A 22,426-nucleotide genomic window follows, 5' to 3' on the forward strand; every position below is an offset into this window, starting at 1 on the left:
CAGCTCGGAAGAACTCGCTGCCACCTCACCATTTGCTGCGCGAACAGGGAGGAGACGTGACAGGCCGATCCAGCTTCTCTAGGGTCCGCGCCTTCAATCCAGACCACCGAGGCCCGCCGTGAACGAAGCAGACATGAAGCGCATCGAGACGCACCTGAAGCGCACCTTCAACACCGGCGGCATCATCGTGAAGCCCCGTGCGAAGGTGAACGATTCGGCCGAGGTCTATGTCGGTGACGAGTTCATCGGTGTCGTGTTCGACGACGAGGACGAGGACGGCAGCTTCATGTTCGAGATGGCGATCCTGGCCGAGGATCTGCCCGCCGACTGACCCGGCGCCGGATACCAGACACGAAAACGCCGGGCGGTGCGAACCGCCCGGCGTTTGTCGTTTCAGGCCACAGGCTTCTAGCGCTTGCCAAAGATCGCGTCGGCCAACTTGTCGAAGAAGCCCTTCTTCGGCGCGGGAGCCGCAGGCTTGGCAGCAGGGGCAGCGGCGGCCGGGGACACGGCGGGCTTCGCGGCGGGAGCCGGAGCGACGACCTGCTTGGCAGCCGGTGCGACGGCGGCCGGCTTGGCGGCGGGAGCGACAGCTTTCGCGGCCGGAGCCGTCGTAGCGGCCTTCGGAGCAGCCTTGGCGGCGGGCTTCTTCCCAGCCGCTTTCGGAGCGGCCTTGGCTGGAGCCTTCGCGACGGCAGGCTTGGCAGCGGGTTTGGCGGCAGCCTTGGGAGCGCCGGCCTTGACCGTGGTCTTCGGGGCGGCGGCCTTGGCGGCGGGCTTTGCCGCAGGCTTCGCAGCCGGCTTGGCGGCGGACTTCACAGCCACCTTCGGAGCCGGCTTGGCGGCCGGGGCGGCCTTCACCGCTACGGGCTTGGCGGCGACGGCGGGCTTTGCTGCAGCGGGCTTGGCCGTTTTCGCAGTCGACTTCGCGGCTGCTTTAGGCTTGGAAGCGGCGGACGCTTTGGGCGACGCAGTAGACGGTGACTTGGCCATGTATTCCCCGACCCCTCGGTTGGAACGATTGCGTCCGGTGCGTGAGAGCACAGGCGCAAACTCAATAGTATCGATTCGCAATGATACCGGTGTTTGAATAAATGTCCCACAATCCCGTCCAGATAATCGCGCGCGGGTCTCGCGCCGCCGCCGAAGCGGCCGCCGAAGCCATTGATTCCGACTTCCTGCTGGAAGGCGCGACCTATTCCATTCTCGAGGAAGACGAGGATCGCGACATCTGGCGCATCGACGCCTTCCCGACTTCGGAGGAAGAGGTCGAGGCCCTGATTGCGCGACTGGCCGAGCATCCCGGCGTGACGGTGAAGGTCGAGCCCCTGGCCGACGCCGACTGGCTGGCCATGTCGCTGTCAGGCCTGCCGCCCGTGCGGGCCGGACGGTTCTTCGTCTATGGCGCCCACGATCAGGGACGGGTGCCGCCCAATGCCGTGAATCTGAAGATCGACGCGGGCGCGGCCTTCGGGACCGGGCACCACGGCACGACGGTCGGCTGTCTGGTCGCCTACGACGAACTGCTGAAGCGCGAACGGTTCGAGAAGGTGCTGGACGTCGGCTGTGGAACGGGCGTGCTGGCCATCGCGGCGGCGCGAACGGGCGCGGCTCTGGCCGTCGGCACCGACATCGACGCGCCTTCGGTGCGGATCGCCAATGAGAACGCGAAGCTGAACCAGGCCAATGCCCGCTTCGTCCACGCCTCGGGCCTGAACGACATGAAGGTGCGGGCCGGCGCGCCCTATGACCTGGTGTTCGCGAACATTCTGGCTCCGCCGCTGGTCGCCCTGTCGCAGGACATCAAGATGAGCCTGCGGATCGGCGGGGTGGCGATCCTGAGCGGGCTGCTGCGGACACAGGAGCGGCGGGTTTCGGCCGCCTATCTGTCGCGCGGATTCCGGCTGGAACGACGGATCCATCGCGATGCGTGGAGCGCCCTGGTGCTGAGGCGGATGGCATAAGCGGAACTCCGACGAAGCGAAGCCGTTCTGCTGACTTAATGGAGGGATTTCCCGTGAGCCAGTACGACCCGAATATCGACCCCAATGCCAGGATCGAGCGCATCGTTGTGACCGAGCCTGTCTACAGCGAGACGGTCGTCGTGCAGCGCGAGTCGAGCACAGGCTGGTGGATTGCCGGCGGACTGGCTGCCGCCGTCCTGATCGCCGTGCTGTGGGTCCTGTCATCGGGGGGGCGCGACGACGAGACCGAGGTCCTGCTGGCCCAGGCCCAGGCGGACGCCGTTGCCGCCCAGGCGCGCGCGGATCAGGCGGTGGTCCAGGGTCAAATCGCCGGCGCCCAGCAGAGCGTCGACATCGCCCGGATGGATGCTGCGCGCGCCCAGGCCGAGGCGGCTCGCGCCACCAGTCAGGCGCGCTCCGACATGGCCCGCGCCGCCAGCCAACCGGCGCCCGTGATCATCACCGTCCCGGCCGCGCAGCCCGCGCCCACTTCGGGTTCGGCAGTAATCACAAGCACGTCGCCGCAGAACTGATCGTCTCCTGCATCTCCCTCCCCTTCATGGGGAGGGAGATGCTATGGCGATTTTCATGCGCCAGTCCTTCGATGAAACCACCTCGCCGTCCTTCGGGGCGAAACACCTTCCGCTCGTTCGCGCCGCGATGGCGCAGCAGGGGTTGGACGGCTTCCTGGTCCCGCACGAGGACGAGCATCAGAACGAATACCTGCCTGCCGCCAATGACCGTCTGGGATGGCTGACCGGTTTCACCGGTTCGGCCGGCGCGGGCGTGGTGATGAAGGACACGGCCGCCGTCTTCGCCGACGGTCGCTACACGGTGCAGGTCCGGGCCCAAGTCGATGCCGACCTGTTCGAGATCCTCGACCTCGTTGACGGCGGTGTCCCCGCCTACCTCGAGCGTGCGCCGAAGGGGGCCGTGATCGGCTACGATCCGCGCCTGCACAGCCCCGATGCCCTGGCCACGCTCAAGCGAGCGGCGGCCAAGGCCGGGGCCAGCCTGAAGCCCGTCGACAACAATCCGGTGGACGCCGCCTGGGCCGAGGCGCGCCCGGCCCAGCCCGCCGCTCCCGTCGTGCCGCACGAAGACCGCTATTCGGGCGAGTCGAGTGCGTCGAAGCGGAGAAGGATAGCGGAAGCGGTCGCCGCAGCCGGAGCCGACGCCGTGGTCCTGACCGCGCCCTCGTCGATCGCCTGGCTGTTCAATGTGCGGGGCGGGGACGTGATCCGCTCGCCCCTGCCGCTGGCCCAGGCGATCCTGGCGGCCAATGGGACGGCGATGCTGTTCCTCGACCCTGCCAAGGTGACCAACGAACTGCCGGGCTGGGTGGGCGACGACGTGACCCTGATGGCCCCGGGCGAACTGGGGCAGGCGCTGGAGGGGATGAAGGGGTTCAAGGTCCTGATCGATCCCGCCCAGTCTTCGGCCTGGTATTTCGACCGGCTGGATCTGGTCGGGGCGACCGTGGTTCGGGGGGTGGACCCGTGCGCCCTGCCGCGCGCGGCCAAGAACGCGGTCGAGATCGAAGGCTCACGTCAGGCCCACATCCGCGACGGCGCGGCGCTGTCGCGGTTCCTGCACTGGGTCGATACGGTCGCACAGGTCGAACTGCCGGACGAGCGCGGCGTGGTCGAGGCGCTGGAGCGGTTCCGCGAGGAGACTGGGGCGCTGAAGGACCTCAGCTTCGACACCATCGCCGGTGTCGGGCCGAATGCGGCGCTGCCGCACTACAAGCCCGTCACCCGCACGATCCGCAAGATGGAGCCGGGCTCGCTGCTGCTCGTCGACGGCGGCGGACAGTATCTCGACGGCACCACCGATGTGACCCGGACCATGGCCATCGGCGAGCCCTCGTCCGACCAGCGCCGCATGTTCACCCTGGTGCTGAAGGCCCACATCGCCATGGCCGTGATCCGCTTCCCCGTCGGGACGTCGGGGCACCAGCTCGACGCGCTCGCCCGCGCGCCGATGTGGATGGCGGGCCACGACTACGACCACGGCACGGGTCACGGCGTCGGCTCCTATCTGGGCGTGCACGAAGGGCCGCAGCGGATCGCCAAGGCGGTCAACAGTCAGCCCCTGCTGACCGGCATGATCCTGTCCAATGAGCCCGGCTACTACCGCGTGGGCCACTGGGGCATCCGCATCGAGACGCTGCAGGTCGTGACGGCGCCCGAGCCCATCCCCGGCGGCGAGCGGCCGATGCACGGCTTCGAGCAACTGACTTTCGCCCCGCTGGACAGAAAGCTGATCGATGTCGCGGCCCTGACCACCGACGAGCGGGCCTATGTCGACGCCTATCACGCCGAGACCCTGGCCAAGGTCGGGCCGCTGTTGGACGGCGAGGCGAAGGCTTGGCTCGGAGGGCAGTGCGCCCCGCTTTGAGGGGATTCGGCGGTGTGGTAGAAGCGGTTCTACCATGCTGAATATCAAGAACCCCGAGCGCATGAACTGGCCGTCGAGGTCGCCGTCCGAACGGGCGGGAGCCTGACCGACGCTGTCATTCACGCGTTGGAGGAGCGATTGGAGCGCACGCCGGCGGTGAAGCGCGATAAGGCGTCTATGGAGACGATCCTGGCCCTTCTCGACGAAATGCGCAGTCACCTCCCGCCGGAATTCTTCGAGGAAGAAGATCCGTCGGCCTTCCTGTATGATCCGGAAACCGGTTTGCCGGCGTGATCGTCGATACGTCGGCGCTCGTCGCGGTTTTGACTGCACAGCCGGAACGGATGGCGTTTCTCCGTCTGCTGCGAGCAGATTCAGAAGTGAAGGTGTCAGCCGTAACCTTCTTCAAGTTCGGGATGGTAGTGGATCGGTGGAAAGAGCCGCTCGTGTCTCGCGGCGTTGAGCCACTGCTGTCGCTGATCGAAGCCGAGATCGTTGCTGTGTCCGCGGATACGGCGCGATCGGCCCGGGAGGCGTATGCCACGTTCGGAAAAGGCAACCATCCGGCGAAGCTGAACTTCGGTGACTGCTTCGCCTATGCCCTCGCCAAACAGACCGGCGAGTCTCTGCTGTTCAAGGGTGACGACTTCGCACAGACGGATGTCGTTTCGGCGGTCTGACCTTGCGGATCGGCAGGGCGGCGCCGACGTACCGGTTTCACCCCCCTCAGGAGATCGCCCCATGAAGACCCGTCGTCTCGGACCGCACGGTCCCGAAGTTTCGGCTATCGGCCTGGGGTGCATGGGGATGGCGTCCTTCTATGGCGCGCCGTCGGACGAGGGACAGGCGACGGCGGTGATCCATCGCGCGCTGGAGCTGGGGATCACCTTCTTCGATACGGCCGAGATGTACGGCCCCCACACCAACGAGATCCAGGTCGGTAAGGCGCTGGCGGATCGTCGCGACAAGGCCTTCGTCGCGACCAAGTTCGGCATCGGCTACAACGCCGACCGCACGGCCCTGAAGGTCGACGGATCGCCTGCCAATGTGCGCCGCGCCATCGAAGGCAGCCTGACCCGTCTGGGGATGGACCATGTCGATCTCTACTATCTGCACCGCGTCGACGCGGACACGCCGATCGAGGAGACGGTCGGGGCGATGGCTGAGCTGGTGAAGGAAGGGAAGGTCCGTTTCCTGGGGCTGTCCGAGGCCGCGCCGGAGACGATCCGCAAGGCGCACGCGACCCATCCGATCACCGCCCTGCAGACGGAGTATTCGCTGTGGAGCCGCGAGCCGGAGGACGAGATCCTGTTGACCGTGCGCGAACTGGGCATCGGCTTCGTGCCCTACAGCCCCCTTGGGCGCGGCTTCCTGTCCGGCGACATCAAGTCGATCGAAGACCTGGAAGAGGGCGATTTCCGCCGTACGAATCCGCGCTTCATGGGCGAGAATTTCCAGAAGAACCTGAACCTGGTCGAGGCGATCAAGGGCATCGCCGACGACCGCGGCGTCACGGCGGCCCAGCTGGCGCTGGCCTGGGTGTTGGCCCAGGGAGACGAGATCGTGCCGATTCCGGGGACGCGACGCATTGCGACGCTGGAACAGAACGCGGCGGCCGCGGGCATCACGCTGACAGCCGAGGATGTCGAGGCGATCGAGGCCGTGTTCCCGAAGGATGCCGCCTCGGGTCACCGCTATGCCGAGGCCGCCCGCAGCGCGTTGAACCGGTGAGACAACGTCCTTCTCCCCTTGTGGGAGAAGGTGGCAGCCGAAGGCTTACGGATGAGGGGTCGTACCGACGACCGGGATAGGCGGGACGAGCGCTGACCATTCATATCAGCGTGACCCCTCATCCGACCTCGCTTCGCTCGGCCACCTTCTCCCGCAAGGGGAGAAGGATCACGAAATCAACGCCAGCCACTCGTCCTCAGTGAGGACGGCGACGCCGTGCTTCTGCGCCTCGGCCAGCTTGGAGCCCGCGCCGGGTCCGGCGACGAGATAGTCGGTCTTCTTCGACACAGAGCCGGAGACCTTGGCGCCGAGACTTTCGGCACGGGCCTTGGCCTCGTCGCGGGTGAAGCGTTCGAGCGAGCCGGTGAAGACGACGGTCTTGCCGGCGACGGGGGTATCGGCCTTCGGGCGTTCGGCGTCCTCGATGGTGGTCAGTTCGGCGACGAGGGCGTCGACGACCTCACGATTGTGCGGCTCGTGGAAGAACTCGGCGACAGCGCGGGCGGCGACCGGGCCGACGCCGGCGATCCCGGCGATGTCCCCAAGTGTCATCGACGGACCTTCCTCGCGGGCGACGCGTGCCAGTTCGACGATGCTGGCCCAGTCGGTGGTCATCTCGGACAGGGCCCGGCGGGCAGGCGCGGCGACGCCGAGGAAGGCGAGGGCCAGCTTCTGGTCCAGCGGCGCCTCGGGCCAGGGATCGGCGGGCGACAGAACCGCCGAAGCCATGACGGACAGGGTGCGGGCGGAGACGCCATGGCCCTCGGCCAGCTGCGTCCATTCGGGTGAGGGGATGCCGGAGGCGGCCTCAAGCGCGGCGGCGTGGAAGCTTTTCCAGTCGCCGAAATGGCGGGCCAGCAGCAGGGAGGTCTGGTCGCCGATGTCGCGGATGCCGAGTCCGAACAGCAGCCGCTCCAGCGCGACCGTGCGGCGGGCGTCGATGCCGGCGACGAGGTTCCTCACGCTGGTCTCCCCATAGCCGTCCTCGGCGTGGAGGGCGTCGAGCTTTTCCGCATCGCGCGCGAGGCGGAAGATGTCGGCAGGCTCGTGGATCCAGCCCCGCTCGTGGAAGGCGGTCAGCTGTTTCTCGCCCAGACCTTCGATGTCGAAGGCGCGGCGGGAGACAAAATGCTTGAGCCGTTCGACCAGCTGGGCGGCGCAGATCAGCCCGCCGGTGCAACGACGGCGAACCTCGCCCTCGGGCCGCGCGGCCTCCGAACCGCAGACCGGGCAGTGGGTCGGGAAGACGTAGGGGAGGGCGTCGGCGGGGCGTTTGTCGGCGACGACCGAGACGATCTGCGGGATGACGTCGCCGGCGCGTTGCAGGACCACGGTGTCGCCGATGCGCACGTCCTTGCGCGCGATCTCGTCCTCGTTGTGCAGGGTGGCGTTACGGACCACGACGCCGCCGACGGTGACGGGGGCGAGGCGGGCGACGGGGGTGAGGGAGCCGGTGCGCCCGACCTGGATGTCGATGCCTTCCAGCACGGTGGTCGCCTGTTGCGCCGGGAATTTGTGCGCGATGGCCCAGCGGGGGCTGCGGGAGACGAAGCCGAGGCGGTGCTGCCAGTCCAGGCGGTCAACCTTGTAGACCACGCCGTCGATGTCATAGCCGAGCTGGGCGCGATCGGTTTCTAGGCCGTGATAGACGCCGACCAGTCCATCGGCGCCCTCGACGCGGGTCGAGCGCGGATTGACCGGGAAGCCCCAGGTCTCGAACCTCTCCAGCGCCTCGGCCTGCGTTGCGGCGAAGGGCTTGGAGGTCTCGCCCCAGGCGTAGGCGAAGAAGCTCAAGGGGCGCCGGGCCGTCACCGACGGGTCGATCTGGCGCAGCGATCCAGCGGAGAAGTTGCGGGGGTTGGCGTAGGTGCGGCGGCCGGCCGCCTCGGCCTCCGCGTTGAAGGCGGCGAAGGCGTCGTTGGGGGCATAGACCTCGCCGCGCACCTCGATCAGGGCGGGCCAGCCGGAGCCCTTCAGACGGTGGGGAATGTCGGCGATGGTCTTCAGATTGGCGGTGATGTCCTCGCCCGCCCGACCGTCGCCGCGGGTCGCGCCCTGGACCAGAATGCCGTTTTCGTAGCGCAGGTTCGCGCTGAGACCGTCGATCTTGGGTTCGGCGACGAAGGCGATAACCTCATCCGGGGGCAGATTGAGGAAGCGCGCGATGCGGGCGACGAAATCGGTGACGTCACCGTCGTCGAAAGCATTGTCGAGGGACAGCATGGGCACGCCATGCCGCACCTCGGCGAACTGGCTGGAGACGGGGGCGCCGACCCTCCTTGAGGGTGAGTCCTCGCGGACCAGGGCGGGGAAGCGCGTCTCGATGGCCAGGTTGCGGCCGCGCAGGGCGTCGTAGTCGGCGTCGGAGATTTCGGGCGCCGCCTCGGCGTAGAGGGCGTCGTGGCGCGCTATTCCGGCGGCGAGCCGGGCCAACTCGGCCTCGGCTTCGGCTGCGGTCAGGGATTCGACGGTCGGTTCGGCCATGGCGCTTTTAGTGACGATCCGTGCGGAGACTTCAACCCTCACCGTGCACCCCGGCGGGGCGCACGGTGAGGGTGGATGACACGAATTTAAGCGGACGCGTCCATCCCGGGCCGCTATGCCGAAAGCGAAACATCCAGAGATTCCGCATGTCCCGTTCCCTTCGCGCCCTCGCACTGTCGTCCGTCGCCGTGCTGATCCTGTCCGGCTGTGCGGGCATGACCGAGACGCAGCGGGCACCCGAGACGTCTGCCGACGCCGCCGCGACGCCGATCTCGTACGACCAGCTGATGGCCGATGTGCGCATCCTGTCGGCGGATGACATGGAAGGGCGCGATACGGGCGCGCCCGGCGGCGAGCGGGCGCGGGCCTATATCGTGTCGCGGTTCGAGGCTTTGGGCGTCGCCGCTCCGCCGATGGGCCGGCTGCAGCCGTTCGCGGCGCAGGGCCGCACCCGCGAGGGGCCGAAAACCTTCAACGGCGTCAACATCATGGGCCTGATCGAGGGGACGAGGGTTCCGGATCGCTACATCGTCATCACCGCTCACTATGACCACGTCGGCTCGAACGGCGGCCAGATTTACAACGGCGCAGACGACAACGCCTCGGGCGTAGCGACCATGCTGGAGATCGCCGATCAGCTGAAGGCTTCGGCTCCGGAACACAGCGTCATCTTCGTCGCCTTCGACGGCGAGGAGCGGGGCCTGTTGGGCGCCAAACATTTCGTCCAGGCGCCGCCTGTGCCGCTGTCGTCGATCGCCATGAACCTGAACTTCGACATGATCGCCCGTGCCGAAACGGACGGGAAGCTGTGGGTCACGGGTACATACCAGCACCCGACGTTCCGGCCGATCCTGGAGACCATCCCGGCGAATGGCGCCGTGTCGCTGGCCTTCGGCAAGGACACGCCGCAGGACACCGGTGAGAACAACTGGGTCGAGGCCTCGGATCAGGGCGCCTTCTTCGCGGCCGAGGTGCCGTTCCTGTACCTGGGCGTCGACTACCATCCCGACTATCACCGCCCCTCCGATGACTTCGAGCGGATCACGCCGTCGGTGTTCCAGAGTGCGGCCGAACTGTCGGTCTCGGCGTTCCGGGCGCTGGATCAGGGCCTGGATCGCTGATCGCGAGAGAGTTTCAGCCGCAAAGATAGTTCTTGCGCGAACTCGCGCATCGGCGTTTCCGTCTGCTGAGAACACAGGGGGCTGGAAACGACTATGACAACGGTGAGTACCGACGCGTTCGATCTTCAACGAATCCAGAAGATCCGGAAATGGGCCATCGGCCTGTGCCTGCTGGCGGTCGTTGTTCTGGCGATGTTCACCTCCACCTGGTGGGGGGAGGGTCCGATCAGTGAAGCCGTGGAGTCGGTCGGCCTCGGCGCCATCGTTCTGAGCATTGTCGGCCGCGCCTGGTGTTCGCTCTACATCGGCGGACGCAAGAAGGCGGAGGTGGTCTCCACCGGTCCGTATTCGCTCAGCCGAAATCCGCTCTATGTCTTCAGCTATGCCGGCGCCTTCGGTGTCGGGGCTCAGACCGGCAGCATGACGATCGCCGCGCTGTTCGTGTTGATTGCCGTCGTGGTCTTCCACTTCACCATCGCGCAGGAAGAGGCTTGGCTGTCGGCGGAGTTCGGCGAGTCATACAAGGCCTATATGGCCCGGACTCCGCGCTGCGGACCCGACTTCTCCAAATGGCGCGACGAGGAGAACCTCAACATCAAGCCGCGCTTCTTCCTGACCACGATCCGGGACGGACTGGTGTTCCTGCTGGCCATTCCGGTCTTCGAAGGCGTGGACATGGCGCAGGCTGTGGGATGGCTGCCGGTCCTGCTGCGCCTTCCTTGAGCAGAGCCGCCATGCGCACGATTGTTCTGCTGACCGCCGTGGGCCTGACGCTGGCCGGCTGCGACCTGGTCAATGCACCGTCAAGGCCGGCGGGGCCGGGCGGCGAGGCGCCGGCGACCGCGCCTGCCCGCGGCGGCGCCTTCGCCCACAGTCAAACCGAGGACCTGTCCGGCTATTATCAGGTCGGCGAGGCCCAGGTCGGCCCAGGTGATTTTGCGCTGATGCATCTGTTCATCGGTCAGGCGCAGGCGTTCACCGACTGGGAGGAGGGCAAACGGTCCGCGACCTTCGCCCCGGTGATGCTGGAGTTCCTGGCGCCCGGCGAGACGACCGAGCGGGTTCTGCCCGACAGCTATTCGGTCAGCGATAGCCGTATCCGCATGACGGGGACGAGCGCGGATGGCGACCGCGTCACCTTCGACGGCCAGCTAAACGCCGGGACGCTGGCGACCGCACGCCGCAATCTGGGCGGGGCGGAAGAGCCGTCGATCACGGCGACACTCCGGATTGGCGACCAGAGCTTCTCGGGCGTGAAGCTGCATTGGTACGGCGGCGACTGACGGATTGTGGTCTCCTCCCTGTCGCGTAGCGATGGGGAGGTGGCAGCGAGCGCTTGCGAGCTGACGGAGGGGTTCCGCGTGCCGCAAGAACCCCTCCACCGCTTCGCGGTCCACCTCCCCATTCCCCAAGCGGCGAAAGGGGAGGTGACGAACAAGTCTTTAGTTGACGGTCGCCTTGACGATCTTGCCGGGGGCGCGGGGCGGCTCGCCCTTGGGCAGGGCGTCGACGTGTTCCATGCCCTCGATGACCTGCCCCCAGACCGTATACTGGCCGTCCAGGAAGCCGGCGTCGTCGAAGACGATGAAGAACTGGCTGTTGGCGGTGTCCGGCTGGTTCGTGCGGGCCATCGAGCAAACGCCGCGCACGTGCGGCTCTTTCGAGAACTCGGCTTTCAGGTTGGGCTTTTTGGAGCCCGAGGTGCCGGTGCCCGTCGGATCGCCGCCCTGGGCCATGAAGCCGGGGATGACGCGGTGGAAGACGACGCCGTCGTAGAAGCCGTCGCTCGCCAGTTCGGTGATGCGGGCCACGTGGCCGGGCGCCAGGTCGGGGCGCAGCTTGATGACGACGTCACCGGTTTCGAGGGTCAGGGTCAGGGTCTGGTCGGCCATGTGGCGCTCCATTTTCGGATGATTGGAGGGGGTCATAGCCCCTGAGGGCCGTGGGCGCTATGTGGGAGCGATGAGTGACGACGAAAAGCCCACATCTCCGCCTGTCGAGCCTGCGCGCCGCCGCATGGTCCGTCCGCCCACCGGCGGTACGGCCGCCGGCCGCGGCATGGGCGGCAAGATCAAGACTGCCGAGAAGAAGTCGATCTCGTCCATCGAGTGGATCAAGCGTCAGCTGGCCGATCCCTGGTCCGAAAAGGCGCGCGCCGAAGGCTGGCGCAGCCGGGCGGCGTTCAAGTTCAGCGAGATCGACGACCGCTTTCGTCTGGTCAAGAAGGGCTCCCGGGTCATCGATCTGGGCGCAGCGCCGGGCGGCTGGATCCAGGTCTGCGTCAATCGCGGTGCGGCATCGGTGGTCGGCGTCGATCTGCTGCCGATCGAGCCGATCCCCGGTTCGATCCTGATCCAGGCCGATTTCACCGAACCCGGCGTGGACCGGCAGCTGCTCGAAGCCCTTGGCGGACCGCCCGATCTGGTGCTGTCGGACATGGCGCACAACACGGTCGGGCACCGCCAGACGGACCACCTGAAGATCATCGCCCTGATCGAGATCGCCTCGGAATTCGCCATCCGGACACTTAGGCCCGGCGGGTCTTTCGTGACGAAGAACTTCCAGGGCGGGGACGCCGGCCACGTTCTGGCCGACCTGCGCGCCAACTTCCAGGACGTGAAATACGTCAAGCCCGCCGCCAGCCGGAAGGGCTCGTCGGAGGTCTATCTGGTGGCATTGAACAAGAAGTGAGCGAGGCCGGGGTCCGCGCTGCGTTCGCCGGACAGGCGGCCATCTGCACGTCGCGGGTTGCGACCGGTTGGCCTGATCAGGCGGCCTGGAGCGCCCGGCGGGCTTCGCGGACAGCCCAGATGCGGTCGTGTACGGCGAAGAAGACCATCTGGACCAGGGGCTCGATAACCCCGACCGTCAGGGCGATGCGCCAGTTCTGCGTAATGGCGAAGGCCACCGTCACCGCGACCACGAAATGCATCACGCCATAGGTTACGGTCTTGACCGCGATCTTCCTGAACGAGGGCAGGGCGTGGCTGTGGCCGTGATGGCCGTGGGTGCGGGACTGTTCCTCGGCGTTCATGACGTCGAGGCGGGCAGTGAAGGCCTCGGCCGTCTCTTCGATATTGCTGCCCATGCGACGGCGCTCGATCCGGTGCCAGACCCGATCGTGGAAGGAATAGGCGATGGTCTGGAAGAAGGGTTCGACCACGCCGATGGCCAGGGCCAAGCGCCAGTCTCGGGTGATGGCGAAGGCCACCAGCATGGCGACGACGAGGTGCATCACGCCATAGGAGGCGATCTTGAGCGCGAGGCTCCGGACGGATCTGGCGAGATTGACGACCATCAGGTCCCTAAATGTTAGCTCTGGCTGAAAGTTTCAAGCTCGGCTGAAAAAAGTTACGAATGTGACGAATGGCCGGATGCAGGTCGTCATGGTTGACTTCGCACCCGCGAGAGAGGATAGGCGGCCCGCAAAACGGAGACTCCCATGGAGATTCGCGAAGGGCTCACCTTCGACGATGTTTTGCTTGAACCCGGTCCGTCAGAGATCATGCCCGCCGACGCGGACGTCTCGACCCGGCTCACCCGCGACATCAGGCTGAACATCCCGCTGACCTCGTCCGCCATGGACACGGTCACCGAAAGCCGGCTGGCCATCGCCATGGCCCAGGCCGGCGGTCTGGGCATCCTCCACCGCAACATGACCGTGCAGCAACAGGCCGATCAGGTCCGCGAGGTGAAGCGGTTCGAGAGCGGCATGGTCATCAACCCGGTGACGATCCGCCCCGAGACGACCTTGGGCGAGGTTCGCCAGATTGTGGCGGCCCGCAAGATCAGTGGCTTCCCGGTCGTGGATGCGACCGGCAAGCTGGTCGGAATCCTGACCAATCGCGACATGCGGTTCGACACCGATCCGACCCGTACCGCCGCCCAGCTCATGACCACGGGCGATCTGGTCACCGTGCGCGAAGGCGCCGGGCGCGACGAGGCGCGGCAACTGCTGCGAGACCGCAAGATCGAGCGGGTCATCGTCGTGGACGAGGACTATCGGGCCACTGGCCTGATCACGATGAAGGACATCGAGAAGGCCCAGGCCCACCCGCACGCCGCCAAGGACGAACAGGGCCGCCTGCTGGTCGGCGCGGCCTCGACCGTCGGGGACGCAGGCTATGAACGGGCCATGGCCCTGGCCGATGCGGGTTGCGACGTGGTGGTCATCGACACCGCCCACGGACACTCGGCCCAGGTGGCGCGGGTTGTTGAACGCATCAAGCGCGAGAACAACCGGCTGCAGATCATCGCCGGCAACATCGCCACCTACGATGCGGCGCGCGCGTTGATCGACGCGGGCGCCGATGCGGTCAAGGTCGGCATCGGTCCGGGCAGCATCTGCACCACCCGCATCGTCGCCGGTGTCGGCGTGCCTCAGCTGACGGCCATCATCGACGCGGTCCGGGCGGCGAAGGACTCCGGCGCACCTGTCATCGCCGACGGCGGGATCAAATACTCGGGCGACCTGGCCAAGGCCATCGCGGCCGGCGCCTCTGTCGCCATGATGGGCTCGATGTTCGCGGGCACCGACGAGAGCCCGGGCGAGGTCTTCCTGTACCAGGGCCGCAGCTACAAGTCGTACCGCGGCATGGGCTCGGTGGGGGCCATGGGGGCCGGCTCGGCCGACCGCTACTTCCAGAAGGAAGTCGAGGACACCCAGAAGCTGGTGCCCGAGGGCATCGAGGGCCAGACTCCCTACAAGGGTCCGATCGCGCCGGTTCTGCACCAGATGGTCGGGGGACTGCGCGCCGCCATGGGCTATGTGGGCGCCGCCACCATCGCGGACTTCCAGGAGAAGGCGCGGTTCGTGCGCATCACCGGCGCGGGCCTGCGCGAAAGCCATGTCCACGACGTGATGATCACGCGTGAGGCGCCGAACTATCGACAGGGGTAGCAGATGTTCAACATGACGCCCGAACTGACCTATGCGGCCCTGATCATCCTGCTGGCGGTGGTGCAGATCTTTCTGCCCGCCACGGGCCGGACGCTGCAGCACGGGCCCAAGTGGAACGCCGGGCCGCGCGACGCGGACGTTCCACCGTCCAACGTCATCACCGGCCGGCTGGAGCGGGCGCAGGCCAATCTGTACGAAACCCTGCCGCTGTTCCTCGGCGCCGTCCTGATCGCCCATATCGCGGGCGAGGACGGATTTCTGACGTACTGGGGCGCTACCCTCTATTTCTGGGCCCGCGTCGTCTATGTCCCGTTGTACGCCTTCGGCGTGACGGGCGTTCGCAGCCTCGCCTTCCTCGCATCGCTCGCCGGTCTCCTGATGATCGTCGCTGCCCTGTTCATCTGAAAGTTTAAGTGACCCCAGCCGCTCGCCTCGCCGCCGCCGCCGCCATCATCGACCGCATCAGCGCGGGCAAGGCCCCGGCCGAGGCCGTCCTGAAGACCTGGGGGACCGAGAACCGCTATGCCGGGTCCAAGGACCGCCGGGCCATCGCCGACCAGGTCTACAAGGTCACGCGCGCGCGGGGTCGCCTGGTCTGGGCCATGGGCGGGCGCGAGGACGGGCGCGCCCTGGTCATCGGCGCGCTGAGCCTGATCGACGGTCTGTCGGTCGAGGAGATCGAGGCCCTGCACTCCGGCGACGGCTACGGGCCCAAGCCCCTGTCGAAACAGGAACGCAGCCGCATCAGCCTGACCGACGACGGGGCGCCCGCCTGGGCGCTCGCCGGCCTGCCCGAGTTCGTGGTCGAGGACTTCAAGAACACCTTCGGCGACCGCTGGGCCGAGGAGGCCGCCGGGCTGATGGTGCCACGCGCCCCGATCGACCTGCGCGTCAACGCCGCCAAGGCCACGGTCGACGAGGTCATCGCCGAACTGCGCGAGGCGGGCCTGGCGCCGGAACGCACGCCCTGGTCGGCCTGGGGCCTGCGCCTCTCGGCCGAGCCGCCGCCCAACGTCCAGGCGCTGGAAGCCTTTAAGGCCGGGCGGATCGAGATCCAGGACGAGGGCAGCCAGATCACCTGCTGGCTGGCCGGCGTCGAACCCGGCATGACCGTCGTCGACTATTGCGCCGGGGGCGGGGGCAAGACCCTGGGTCTGGCGATGCAGGGGCTGGCCGTCGGCGCCTCACGCGTCGAGGCCGCGCCGCCCGAGCCCGAACGCATCTGGACTCCGACCGGCTGGGTCGATGCGCCCAAAGCGAAGCCCAAACCTGCGACGATCGCCAGGGCCGATGGCCGGCTGATCGCTTGCGACGTGGTGCAGAAGCGGCTCGACAACATCCGGCCCCGCCTGGCGCGCGCTGGCGTCGAGGCGGAGCTGATCCATCTTGGTCCCAACGGCGGCGGCGTCGAGGACATCGTCGGCATCGCCGATGTCGTCTTCGTCGACGCGCCCTGCACCGGCTCCGGCACGTGGCGTCGTCGGCCCGAGGACGCCTGGCGTCTGAAGCCCGAAGAGGTCGACCGGATGCACTCGCTGCAGATGGCCATCCTGGCCCGCGCGGCCAAGCTGGTGAAGCCAGGCGGGCGTCTGGTCTATGTGACCTGCTCCATGCTGCGGGTCGAGAACGAGGCCACGCTGGACCACTTCGAAGAGGATCATCCGTCGTTCGCCCCGATCGCGATCACCGAAGGCCTGGCGTCGTCATCCTTCACCGACGCGGGCCGCAACAAACTGGCCGAATTGGCCGGCGGCGGACATCGTCTGCGCCTTTCCCCGGCCACGGCTGACACCGATGGCTTCTTCGCCGCGATCTACGAACGGACCGCTTGATGCTGAAATCGCCTTTGCTGCTCGGTCTCGCCGTCGTTGGCCTGTGCGCCGCGCCCGCCTTCGCCCAGAGCGATGACGAGATCGATGCCCGGCTGTCGGCCCGCTACGACCGCTGCCTGAACGTCGCCGAGACCACGGTCGAGATGGTCAAGTGCAACACGGACGAACTGGTCGGTCGCGACGCCGATCTGAACCGCGTCTACCGGACGCTGATGGCGCAATCGAACGCCTCGGCCGCCGCCGGCTTCCGCCGCTCGCAGCGGGCCTGGCTGTCCACGCGCGACAGCGACTGCGCCGCCGAAGCGGGCCAGGGTTCGATCGCCCGCGTGAACATGGCCCAGTGCGTCCTGCGCAAGACCGTTGAACGCACCCTGTGGCTCGAGGCGAGGGTCGCTGGTTGAGCGCTGAGAAGACCACGCCCTGGGATCTGACGGCTTTCGGCCCGCTGACAGCCCTGTGCGTCATGGCGGCCCGGGCCGAGTACGGCCCGGCGTTGAAGGCGCGGATTAGGCCCCTGATCACCGGCGTCGGACCGGTCGAGGCGGCGGTCGAGACCACGATCGCCCTGGCGATGCTGGAGCGGGAAGGGCGGTTGCCTGACCTCATCCTCTCCCTCGGTTCGGCGGGGTCACAGACGCTGCAACACGGCCGTGTCTACTGGGTGGACGAGGTCGCCTATCGCGACATGGACGCCTCGGCGATCGGCTTCCCCAGGGGCGTCACCCCCTTCCTCGACGAACCCGCCGTCCTGACCCTGGCCAGCGGACCGGCGGGTCAGCCCTATGCCCGCCTCGCGACCGGCGGCAGCGTCGTCACCGGCGAGGCCTATGACGACATTGATGCCGACATGGTCGATATGGAGACCTATGCCGTCGTCCGCGCCGCTGCGAAGTTCGACGTGCCGGTCATGGGCCTGCGCGGCATTTCGGACGGCAAGGCCGACCTGACCGGCCTGTCCGACTGGACCGATACCCTGTCGGTGATCGACGAAGGGCTGGCCGAGGCGCTGGACCTGCTGAAAGCCGAATTCGAACGCCTGACCGCCCCCCTTCCCGAGGAGACGCCATGACTGCCGCCGCCGATCACCAGAAAGTCCTGATCGTCGATTTCGGCAGCCAGGTGACGCAGCTAATCGCGCGCCGCCTGCGCGAGGCCCGCGTCTATTGCGAGATTCATCCCTACGCCAAGGCGGAGGCCGCCCTGGCCGCCATGAGCCCGGCGGCCATCATCCTGTCCGGTGGTCCCGAGAGCGTCCACGAGGAGGGCAGCCCGCGCGCGCCCCAGGCCGTGTTTGAGGCCGGCGTGCCCGTGCTGGGCATCTGCTACGGCGAGATGACCATGTGCGAGCAGCTGGGCGGCAAGGTCGAGGGCGGCCATCACCGCGAGTTCGGCCGCGCCGGGATCACCGTTTCCAAATCCTCGCCTCTGCTGGCCGGTCTCGCCCCGGTCGGCGAGGACGAGACGGTCTGGATGAGCCACGGCGACAAGATCGTCGCCATTCCCCAGGGCTTCGACGTCGTCGCGACCTCGGCCGGAAGCCCCTACGCCGTGATCGCCGATGAGACCCGCCGCTTCTACGGCGTCCAGTTCCACCCCGAGGTCATGCACACGCCGCGCGGCGCGACCATGCTGAAGAACTTCACCCATGGCATCGCCGGGCTGAAGGGCGACTGGACCATGGCCGCCTATCGCGATGAGAAGATCGCCCAGATCCGCAAACAGGTCGGCTCGGCCAAGGTCGTCTGCGGCCTGTCGGGCGGGGTCGATAGCTCCGTCGCAGCCGTCCTGATCCACGAGGCCATCGGCGACCAGCTGACCTGCGTCTTCGTCGACACCGGCCTGTTGCGCAAGGACGAGGCCACCCAGGTCACGGCTCTGTTCAGGGAGCATTACAACATTCCCCTGATCCACGTTGATGCGTCGAAGGAATTCCTCGGCGAGCTGGCCGGCGTCTCGGACCCCGAGACCAAGCGCAAAATCATCGGCCGGGTCTTCATCGAGATCTTTGACCGCGAGGCCGGCAAGATCGAGGGCGCCGAATTCCTCGCCCAGGGCACCCTCTATCCGGATGTGATCGAGAGCGTCTCGTCGTCCAGTGGCAAGGCCCACGTGATCAAGAGCCACCACAATGTCGGCGGCCTGCCCGACTTCATGAAGCTGAAGCTGGTCGAGCCCTTGCGCGAACTGTTCAAGGATGAGGTCCGCGCCCTGGGCCGCGAACTGGGCCTGACCGACGCCTTCGTCGGCCGACACCCTTTCCCGGGACCGGGTCTGGCCATCCGCATTCCCGGCGAGATCACGCCCGAGGCCGTCGCGACCCTGCAACAGGCCGACGCCATCTATCTGGACGAGATCCGCAAGGCCGGCCTCTACGACAAGATCTGGCAGGCCTTCGCTGTCCTGCTGCCGGTCAAGACCGTCGGCGTCATGGGCGACGCCCGCACCTACGAAAAAGTCCTGGCCCTGCGCGCGGTCTCGTCCACCGACGGCATGACCGCCGACTTCTTCGAATTCCCCTGGGACGTCCTGGGCAAGTGCGCGACGCGGATCGTCAACGAAGTGCGGGGTGTGAACCGCGTCGTCTACGACGTGACCTCCAAGCCCCCCGGCACGATCGAGTGGGAATGATTCAGGGCTTCCGGAGCCTTTCGGCGCCACTTCCGATTTTCCCTCTAAATTACTGACCTAAAACATAAATATGTTCTCCGTCTCTCGGTACGTTTCGAGGGGTAGCGAACCCGCCTGTCGGTCTGCCGGGCGGTCTTGGGTCCATTGCCTCAGCCAGGCCGTCCAGCGAGGGCTCGCGGCGGTCATTGGCTCCTCCGATTGAAGGGAAGGCGGGGAAACCCGCGGCGCGGCGTGCCCTCTGGACGAGGCGGGCGGCCGTGGACGAGGCTGTAGAGGGCCGGAAGAACCAGCAGGGTGAGGATCGTCGAGGAGAGGATCCCGCCGATAACGACCGTGGCCAGAGGGCGCTGGACCTCGGCGCCGGCCCCGACGTTCAGGGCCATGGGGACGAAGCCGAGACTGGCGACTAGGGCAGTCATCAACACCGGGCGAAGACGGGTCAACGCCCCCTCCCGGATGGCCTCGTCGAGCGGCTTGCCCTCGGCGATCAGGCTGCGGATGAAGGTGACCATCACGACGCCGTTGAGAACCGCGACCCCGGACAGGGCGATGAAGCCGACGCCCGCCGAAATCGACAGCGGCAGGCCGCGCATCATCAGGGCCGCCACGCCCCCGGTCAGCGCCAGAGGAACGCCGGAGAAGACGATGGCCGAGTCCTTCACCGACCGGAACAGGGCGAACAGCAGGCCGAAGATCAGCAGCAGCACCGCAGGCACGACCAGCTGGAGTCGCTTGGCCGCCGAGATCAGCTGCTCGAATGTGCCGCCATAGGTGACCCAATAGCCGGAGGGGAGCGTGACCTCGGCCTCGACCCGATCCTGGACCTCCCCGACGAACGAGCCCAGATCGCGGTCGCGGACGTTTGCCGTGGTTACGATGCGGCGTTTGCCGTTTTCGCGACTGATCTGGTTCGGTCCCGAGGTCAGTTCGATGGTCGCGACCTCATTCAGGGGCACGAACTGCCGCGGCTGTCCCTCGCCCGCCGGGAGCGGGATCTGGAGACGACCGATGGCGTCGGTGTCGGCGCGCAGACGTTCGGGCAGACGGACGACGACGTCGAAGCGGCGGTCGCCCTCGAAGATCTGTCCGGCGGTGGTGCCGCCCATCGAGGTCGAGATCACCGACTGGACGTCGTTGATGCTCAGTCCCAGACGCGCCATGGCGGGCCGGTTGGGCGTGATCTGAAGCACCGGCAGGCCGGTGATCTGTTCGGTCTGAGGATCGGCGGCCCCGGCGACCGAGGCCACGATGGTCTCGATCTCGCCCCCTAGCCGCAGGAGTTCGTCCAGGTCGTCGCCATAGACCTTGATGGCGACATCGGCCCGCACACCGCTCAGCAGTTCGTTGAACCGCATCTGGATCGGCTGTGTGAACTCATACTTGCTGCCGGGGATCTCGTTTACGGCCGCTTCCATCTCGGCGACGAGATCGCCGCGAGCCTTCCTGGGGTCTGGCCAGTCCTTCCTGTCCTTCAGCATGATGAATGTGTCGGCAACTGACGGCGGCACGGGATCGGTGGCGACCTCGGCGGTGCCGATCTTGGCCACGACCCGCTCGACCTCGGGGAAGCGGGCGATGCGCGCCTCCAGAGCGGTCTGCATCTGCACGGCCTGCGTCAGGCTGGTGCCGGGGATGCGCAGGGCGTGCATGGCGATGTCGCCCTCGTCCAGATTGGGCACGAACTCCGAGCCCATCCTCGACGCCCCGAACCCGGCGATCAGCACGAGGACGACCGCGATGCCGATCATCAGAGTGCGGGCCTTGAGCGCGAAGTCGAGCGCCGGCTGATAGCCGACCCGTGCCCAGCGCATCAGGAAACTGTCCTTCTCCTCGACCTTGCCGGTGACGAACATGGCGACGGCGGCCGGCACGAAGGTCAGGGACAGAAGCAGCGCCGCCGTCAGGGCGATGACCACGGTGATGGCCATGGGATGGAAGGTCTTTCCCTCCACCCCGGTCAAAGCAAAGATCGGCACATAAACCAGGGTAATGATCATCACCCCGAACAGCGACGGTCGGATCACCTCTCTGGAGGCGGTCGCCGCGAGGTCGAACCGCTCCTCGCGGGTCAGGATGCGACCCAGGCGATGCTGGGCCTCGCCGTAACGGCGCAGGCAATTCTCGACGATGATGACGGCCCCATCGACGATCAGGCCGAAGTCGAGGGCGCCGAGGCTCATCAGATTGCCCGACGTCCCGGTGCGAACCATGCCGGTGATGGTCATCAGCATGGTGATCGGAATGACCGCAGCCGTGATCAGGGCCGCACGGATATTGCCGAGCAGCAGAAACAGCACGACGATGACCAGCAGGGCGCCCTCGACAAGGTTCTTCTCGACGGTGTGAATCGCGCGTTCGACCAGTTCGGTGCGGTCGTAGACAGGGGTGGCGACCACCCCTGCCGGCAAGGCTTTGGATGCTTCCTCCAGGCTGGCGGCGGCGGCCTGGGCGACGATGCGGCTGTTCTCACCGGCCAGCATCAGGACGGTGGCGAGCACCGTCTCCTTGCCGTTCTCGGTCGCGGCGCCCGTGCGCAGTTCCTGGCCCATGCCGATGTCGGCGACGTCCAGAACGCGGATCGGAACCCCGCCGCGCGTGGCGATCACGATGTTGCCCAGGTCTTCGGTCGTCGAGGCCTGACCAGGAACGCGGATCAGATACTGTTCTCCGAAGCGTTCGACATAGCCAGCGCCGACGTTGGCGTTGTTGTTGTTCAGCGCCTCGACCACCTCGGCCATGGTCACGCCGTAGGCCGCAAGCCGCTGGGGATCGGGCGTGACGTGATACTGGCGCTCGTAGCCGCCGACGGTGTTGACTTCGGTCACGCCGCGCGTGTTGCGAAGCTGGGGCCGGATGACCCAGTCCTGGAGGGTACGCAGGTCCTCGGACGTCCAGGGCTGGCCGTCGGGACGACGCGCGCCCGGTTCGGCCTCGACCGTATACATGAAAATTTCCCCGAGGCCGGTGGCGATGGGGCCGAGTTCAGGGATGACGCCCGGCGGAAGCTGGCCCAGCGCGCTTTGCAGGCGCTCGTTCACCAGCTGGCGAGCGAAATAGATGTCGGTGCCGTCGTCGAAGATGACGGTGACCTGGCTCAGCCCGTAGCGGGAGACCGAGCGGGTGTATTGCAGGCCCGGCACGCCCGCCACGGCCGTTTCGACCGGGAAGGTGATGCGCTGTTCGGCCTCGAGCGGCGAATAGCCGGGGGCCTCGGTGTTGATCTGAATCTGGACGTTGGTGATGTCCGGGGTGGCGTCGATCGGCAGCCGCTGGAAACTCCAGACGCCGACGGCGCAGGCCGCGAGGACCAGCCCCATGACCCCCCATCGAAAGCGGATCGACAGGGCGATGATGCGTTCAAGCATG

General features: G+C 67.1%; 21 protein-coding genes and 1 pseudogene. 17 read left to right on the plus strand and 5 right to left on the minus strand.

What is annotated here, in order from left to right:
• Positions 1 to 133: 133 nt before the first annotated feature.
• On the plus strand, positions 134 to 331 hold the full coding sequence (locus ACP7AZ_RS00460) for a DUF3126 family protein (protein ID WP_426036037.1): 198 nt from the start codon (positions 134 to 136) through the stop codon (positions 329 to 331).
• Positions 332 to 408: 77 nt separating this feature from the next.
• Here the strand turns inward: ACP7AZ_RS00460 and ACP7AZ_RS00465 are convergent, their stop codons facing one another.
• On the minus strand, positions 409 to 993 hold the full coding sequence (locus ACP7AZ_RS00465; RefSeq protein WP_426035029.1) for a hypothetical protein: 585 nt from the start codon (positions 991 to 993) through the stop codon (positions 409 to 411).
• 101 nt (positions 994 to 1,094) lie between these two features.
• Between ACP7AZ_RS00465 and ACP7AZ_RS00470 the strand changes: the two genes are divergently transcribed.
• The 6 genes and pseudogenes from ACP7AZ_RS00470 (at position 1,095) to ACP7AZ_RS00495 (ending at position 6,095) form a co-directional block, all read left to right on the plus strand.
• Positions 1,095 to 1,964, plus strand: a complete 870-nt coding sequence (locus ACP7AZ_RS00470; RefSeq protein ID WP_425987500.1) for a 50S ribosomal protein L11 methyltransferase — start codon at positions 1,095 to 1,097, stop codon at positions 1,962 to 1,964.
• Positions 1,965 to 2,017: 53 nt separating this feature from the next.
• Positions 2,018 to 2,497, plus strand: coding sequence for a hypothetical protein (locus ACP7AZ_RS00475; RefSeq protein WP_426035031.1), 480 nt, complete (start codon positions 2,018 to 2,020; stop codon positions 2,495 to 2,497).
• A 55-nt stretch (positions 2,498 to 2,552) separates the two neighbouring features.
• Positions 2,553 to 4,364 carry an aminopeptidase P family protein gene (locus ACP7AZ_RS00480; RefSeq protein ID WP_426036039.1) on the plus strand — a complete coding sequence of 604 codons (1,812 nt, stop codon included), beginning with the start codon at positions 2,553 to 2,555 and terminating at the stop codon, positions 4,362 to 4,364.
• A gap of 60 nt (positions 4,365 to 4,424) precedes the next feature.
• Positions 4,425 to 4,658: pseudogene (locus ACP7AZ_RS00485) on the plus strand (type II toxin-antitoxin system VapB family antitoxin); the annotation flags it as partial.
• Positions 4,655 to 5,044: a type II toxin-antitoxin system VapC family toxin gene (locus ACP7AZ_RS00490; protein WP_426035033.1), complete on the plus strand. Its 390-nt coding sequence runs from the start codon at positions 4,655 to 4,657 to the stop codon at positions 5,042 to 5,044. The pseudogene ACP7AZ_RS00485 and the gene ACP7AZ_RS00490, both read left to right, overlap by 4 nt.
• A gap of 61 nt (positions 5,045 to 5,105) precedes the next feature.
• Entirely contained in the window at positions 5,106 to 6,095 is a 990-nt protein-coding gene (locus tag ACP7AZ_RS00495) for an aldo/keto reductase (RefSeq protein WP_426035035.1), read from the plus strand.
• Between the two features lie 168 nt (positions 6,096 to 6,263).
• Here the strand turns inward: ACP7AZ_RS00495 and ligA are convergent, their stop codons facing one another.
• Positions 6,264 to 8,579 (minus strand): NAD-dependent DNA ligase LigA, encoded by a 2,316-nt coding sequence (ligA, locus tag ACP7AZ_RS00500; protein WP_426035037.1) that lies wholly within the window; start codon positions 8,577 to 8,579, stop codon positions 6,264 to 6,266.
• Between the two features lie 146 nt (positions 8,580 to 8,725).
• Between ligA and ACP7AZ_RS00505 the strand changes: the two genes are divergently transcribed.
• The 3 genes from ACP7AZ_RS00505 to ACP7AZ_RS00515 all read left to right on the plus strand — a co-directional run bounded on the left by ACP7AZ_RS00505 (position 8,726) and on the right by ACP7AZ_RS00515 (position 10,983).
• Complete coding sequence (locus tag ACP7AZ_RS00505) at positions 8,726 to 9,700, plus strand: M20/M25/M40 family metallo-hydrolase (RefSeq protein WP_426035039.1); 975 nt, start codon at positions 8,726 to 8,728, stop codon at positions 9,698 to 9,700.
• A 93-nt stretch (positions 9,701 to 9,793) separates the two neighbouring features.
• Positions 9,794 to 10,423, plus strand: coding sequence for a methyltransferase family protein (locus tag ACP7AZ_RS00510; RefSeq protein WP_426035041.1), 630 nt, complete (start codon positions 9,794 to 9,796; stop codon positions 10,421 to 10,423).
• An 11-nt stretch (positions 10,424 to 10,434) separates the two neighbouring features.
• Entirely contained in the window at positions 10,435 to 10,983 is a 549-nt protein-coding gene (locus ACP7AZ_RS00515) for a hypothetical protein (RefSeq protein ID WP_426035043.1), read from the plus strand.
• 159 nt (positions 10,984 to 11,142) lie between these two features.
• On the opposite strand, the gene ACP7AZ_RS00520 is transcribed toward ACP7AZ_RS00515, so the two are convergent.
• Positions 11,143 to 11,592 carry a peptidylprolyl isomerase gene (locus tag ACP7AZ_RS00520; RefSeq protein WP_426035045.1) on the minus strand — a complete coding sequence of 150 codons (450 nt, stop codon included), beginning with the start codon at positions 11,590 to 11,592 and terminating at the stop codon, positions 11,143 to 11,145.
• Positions 11,593 to 11,662: 70 nt separating this feature from the next.
• On the opposite strand from ACP7AZ_RS00520, the gene ACP7AZ_RS00525 reads away from it, so the two are divergent.
• Positions 11,663 to 12,391 carry an RlmE family RNA methyltransferase gene (locus ACP7AZ_RS00525; RefSeq protein WP_426035047.1) on the plus strand — a complete coding sequence of 243 codons (729 nt, stop codon included), beginning with the start codon at positions 11,663 to 11,665 and terminating at the stop codon, positions 12,389 to 12,391.
• 76 nt (positions 12,392 to 12,467) lie between these two features.
• Here the strand turns inward: ACP7AZ_RS00525 and ACP7AZ_RS00530 are convergent, their stop codons facing one another.
• Positions 12,468 to 12,998, minus strand: a complete 531-nt coding sequence (locus ACP7AZ_RS00530; RefSeq protein ID WP_426035049.1) for a DUF2061 domain-containing protein — start codon at positions 12,996 to 12,998, stop codon at positions 12,468 to 12,470.
• Positions 12,999 to 13,142: 144 nt separating this feature from the next.
• Here ACP7AZ_RS00530 and guaB point away from each other — a divergent pair, with 144 nt between their 5' ends.
• Genes guaB through guaA form a run of 6 tightly spaced genes read left to right on the plus strand, consistent with a single transcriptional unit; the run spans position 13,143 to position 19,060 of the window.
• On the plus strand, positions 13,143 to 14,600 hold the full coding sequence (gene guaB, locus ACP7AZ_RS00535; RefSeq protein WP_426035051.1) for an IMP dehydrogenase: 1,458 nt from the start codon (positions 13,143 to 13,145) through the stop codon (positions 14,598 to 14,600).
• A 3-nt stretch (positions 14,601 to 14,603) separates the two neighbouring features.
• Positions 14,604 to 15,005, plus strand: coding sequence for an MAPEG family protein (locus tag ACP7AZ_RS00540; protein ID WP_426035053.1), 402 nt, complete (start codon positions 14,604 to 14,606; stop codon positions 15,003 to 15,005).
• 8 nt (positions 15,006 to 15,013) lie between these two features.
• Positions 15,014 to 16,432 (plus strand): RsmB/NOP family class I SAM-dependent RNA methyltransferase, encoded by a 1,419-nt coding sequence (locus ACP7AZ_RS00545; protein ID WP_426035055.1) that lies wholly within the window; start codon positions 15,014 to 15,016, stop codon positions 16,430 to 16,432.
• On the plus strand, positions 16,432 to 16,833 hold the full coding sequence (locus tag ACP7AZ_RS00550) for a lysozyme inhibitor LprI family protein (protein ID WP_426035057.1): 402 nt from the start codon (positions 16,432 to 16,434) through the stop codon (positions 16,831 to 16,833). Before ACP7AZ_RS00545 ends, ACP7AZ_RS00550 begins: the two co-directional genes overlap by 1 nt.
• Positions 16,830 to 17,501, plus strand: a complete 672-nt coding sequence (locus ACP7AZ_RS00555) for a 5'-methylthioadenosine/S-adenosylhomocysteine nucleosidase (protein ID WP_426035059.1) — start codon at positions 16,830 to 16,832, stop codon at positions 17,499 to 17,501. Before ACP7AZ_RS00550 ends, ACP7AZ_RS00555 begins: the two co-directional genes overlap by 4 nt.
• Entirely contained in the window at positions 17,498 to 19,060 is a 1,563-nt protein-coding gene (guaA, locus tag ACP7AZ_RS00560) for a glutamine-hydrolyzing GMP synthase (RefSeq protein WP_426035061.1), read from the plus strand. Before ACP7AZ_RS00555 ends, guaA begins: the two co-directional genes overlap by 4 nt.
• Positions 19,061 to 19,242: 182 nt before the next feature.
• On the opposite strand, the gene ACP7AZ_RS00565 is transcribed toward guaA, so the two are convergent.
• On the minus strand, positions 19,243 to 22,425 hold the full coding sequence (locus ACP7AZ_RS00565; protein ID WP_426035063.1) for an efflux RND transporter permease subunit: 3,183 nt from the start codon (positions 22,423 to 22,425) through the stop codon (positions 19,243 to 19,245).
• Position 22,426: the final 1 nt, after the last annotated feature.

Origin of the sequence: Brevundimonas sp. DC300-4 (assembly GCF_049897365.1) — a bacterium.
GTDB lineage: Bacteria > Pseudomonadota > Alphaproteobacteria > Caulobacterales > Caulobacteraceae > Brevundimonas.

What these genes read in the sequence shown, in the direction of transcription:
- ACP7AZ_RS00465 (WP_426035029.1), bottom strand. Translation starts at nt 993, where the DNA reads ATGGCCAAGTCACCGTCTACTGCGTCGCCCAAAGCGTCCGCCGCTTCC.
- ACP7AZ_RS00480 (WP_426036039.1), top strand. Translation starts at nt 2,553, where the DNA reads ATGCGCCAGTCCTTCGATGAAACCACCTCGCCGTCCTTCGGGGCGAAA.
- ACP7AZ_RS00550 (WP_426035057.1), top strand. Translation starts at nt 16,432, where the DNA reads ATGCTGAAATCGCCTTTGCTGCTCGGTCTCGCCGTCGTTGGCCTGTGC.
- ACP7AZ_RS00525 (WP_426035047.1), top strand. Translation starts at nt 11,663, where the DNA reads ATGAGTGACGACGAAAAGCCCACATCTCCGCCTGTCGAGCCTGCGCGC.
- ACP7AZ_RS00470 (WP_425987500.1), top strand. Translation starts at nt 1,095, where the DNA reads ATGTCCCACAATCCCGTCCAGATAATCGCGCGCGGGTCTCGCGCCGCC.
- ligA (WP_426035037.1), bottom strand. Translation starts at nt 8,579, where the DNA reads ATGGCCGAACCGACCGTCGAATCCCTGACCGCAGCCGAAGCCGAGGCC.
- ACP7AZ_RS00565 (WP_426035063.1), bottom strand. Translation starts at nt 22,425, where the DNA reads ATGCTTGAACGCATCATCGCCCTGTCGATCCGCTTTCGATGGGGGGTC.
- ACP7AZ_RS00460 (WP_426036037.1), top strand. Translation starts at nt 134, where the DNA reads ATGAAGCGCATCGAGACGCACCTGAAGCGCACCTTCAACACCGGCGGC.
- ACP7AZ_RS00515 (WP_426035043.1), top strand. Translation starts at nt 10,435, where the DNA reads ATGCGCACGATTGTTCTGCTGACCGCCGTGGGCCTGACGCTGGCCGGC.
- ACP7AZ_RS00540 (WP_426035053.1), top strand. Translation starts at nt 14,604, where the DNA reads ATGTTCAACATGACGCCCGAACTGACCTATGCGGCCCTGATCATCCTG.
- guaA (WP_426035061.1), top strand. Translation starts at nt 17,498, where the DNA reads ATGACTGCCGCCGCCGATCACCAGAAAGTCCTGATCGTCGATTTCGGC.
- ACP7AZ_RS00510 (WP_426035041.1), top strand. Translation starts at nt 9,794, where the DNA reads ATGACAACGGTGAGTACCGACGCGTTCGATCTTCAACGAATCCAGAAG.
- ACP7AZ_RS00530 (WP_426035049.1), bottom strand. Translation starts at nt 12,998, where the DNA reads ATGGTCGTCAATCTCGCCAGATCCGTCCGGAGCCTCGCGCTCAAGATC.
- ACP7AZ_RS00495 (WP_426035035.1), top strand. Translation starts at nt 5,106, where the DNA reads ATGAAGACCCGTCGTCTCGGACCGCACGGTCCCGAAGTTTCGGCTATC.
- ACP7AZ_RS00505 (WP_426035039.1), top strand. Translation starts at nt 8,726, where the DNA reads ATGTCCCGTTCCCTTCGCGCCCTCGCACTGTCGTCCGTCGCCGTGCTG.
- ACP7AZ_RS00520 (WP_426035045.1), bottom strand. Translation starts at nt 11,592, where the DNA reads ATGGCCGACCAGACCCTGACCCTGACCCTCGAAACCGGTGACGTCGTC.
- guaB (WP_426035051.1), top strand. Translation starts at nt 13,143, where the DNA reads ATGGAGATTCGCGAAGGGCTCACCTTCGACGATGTTTTGCTTGAACCC.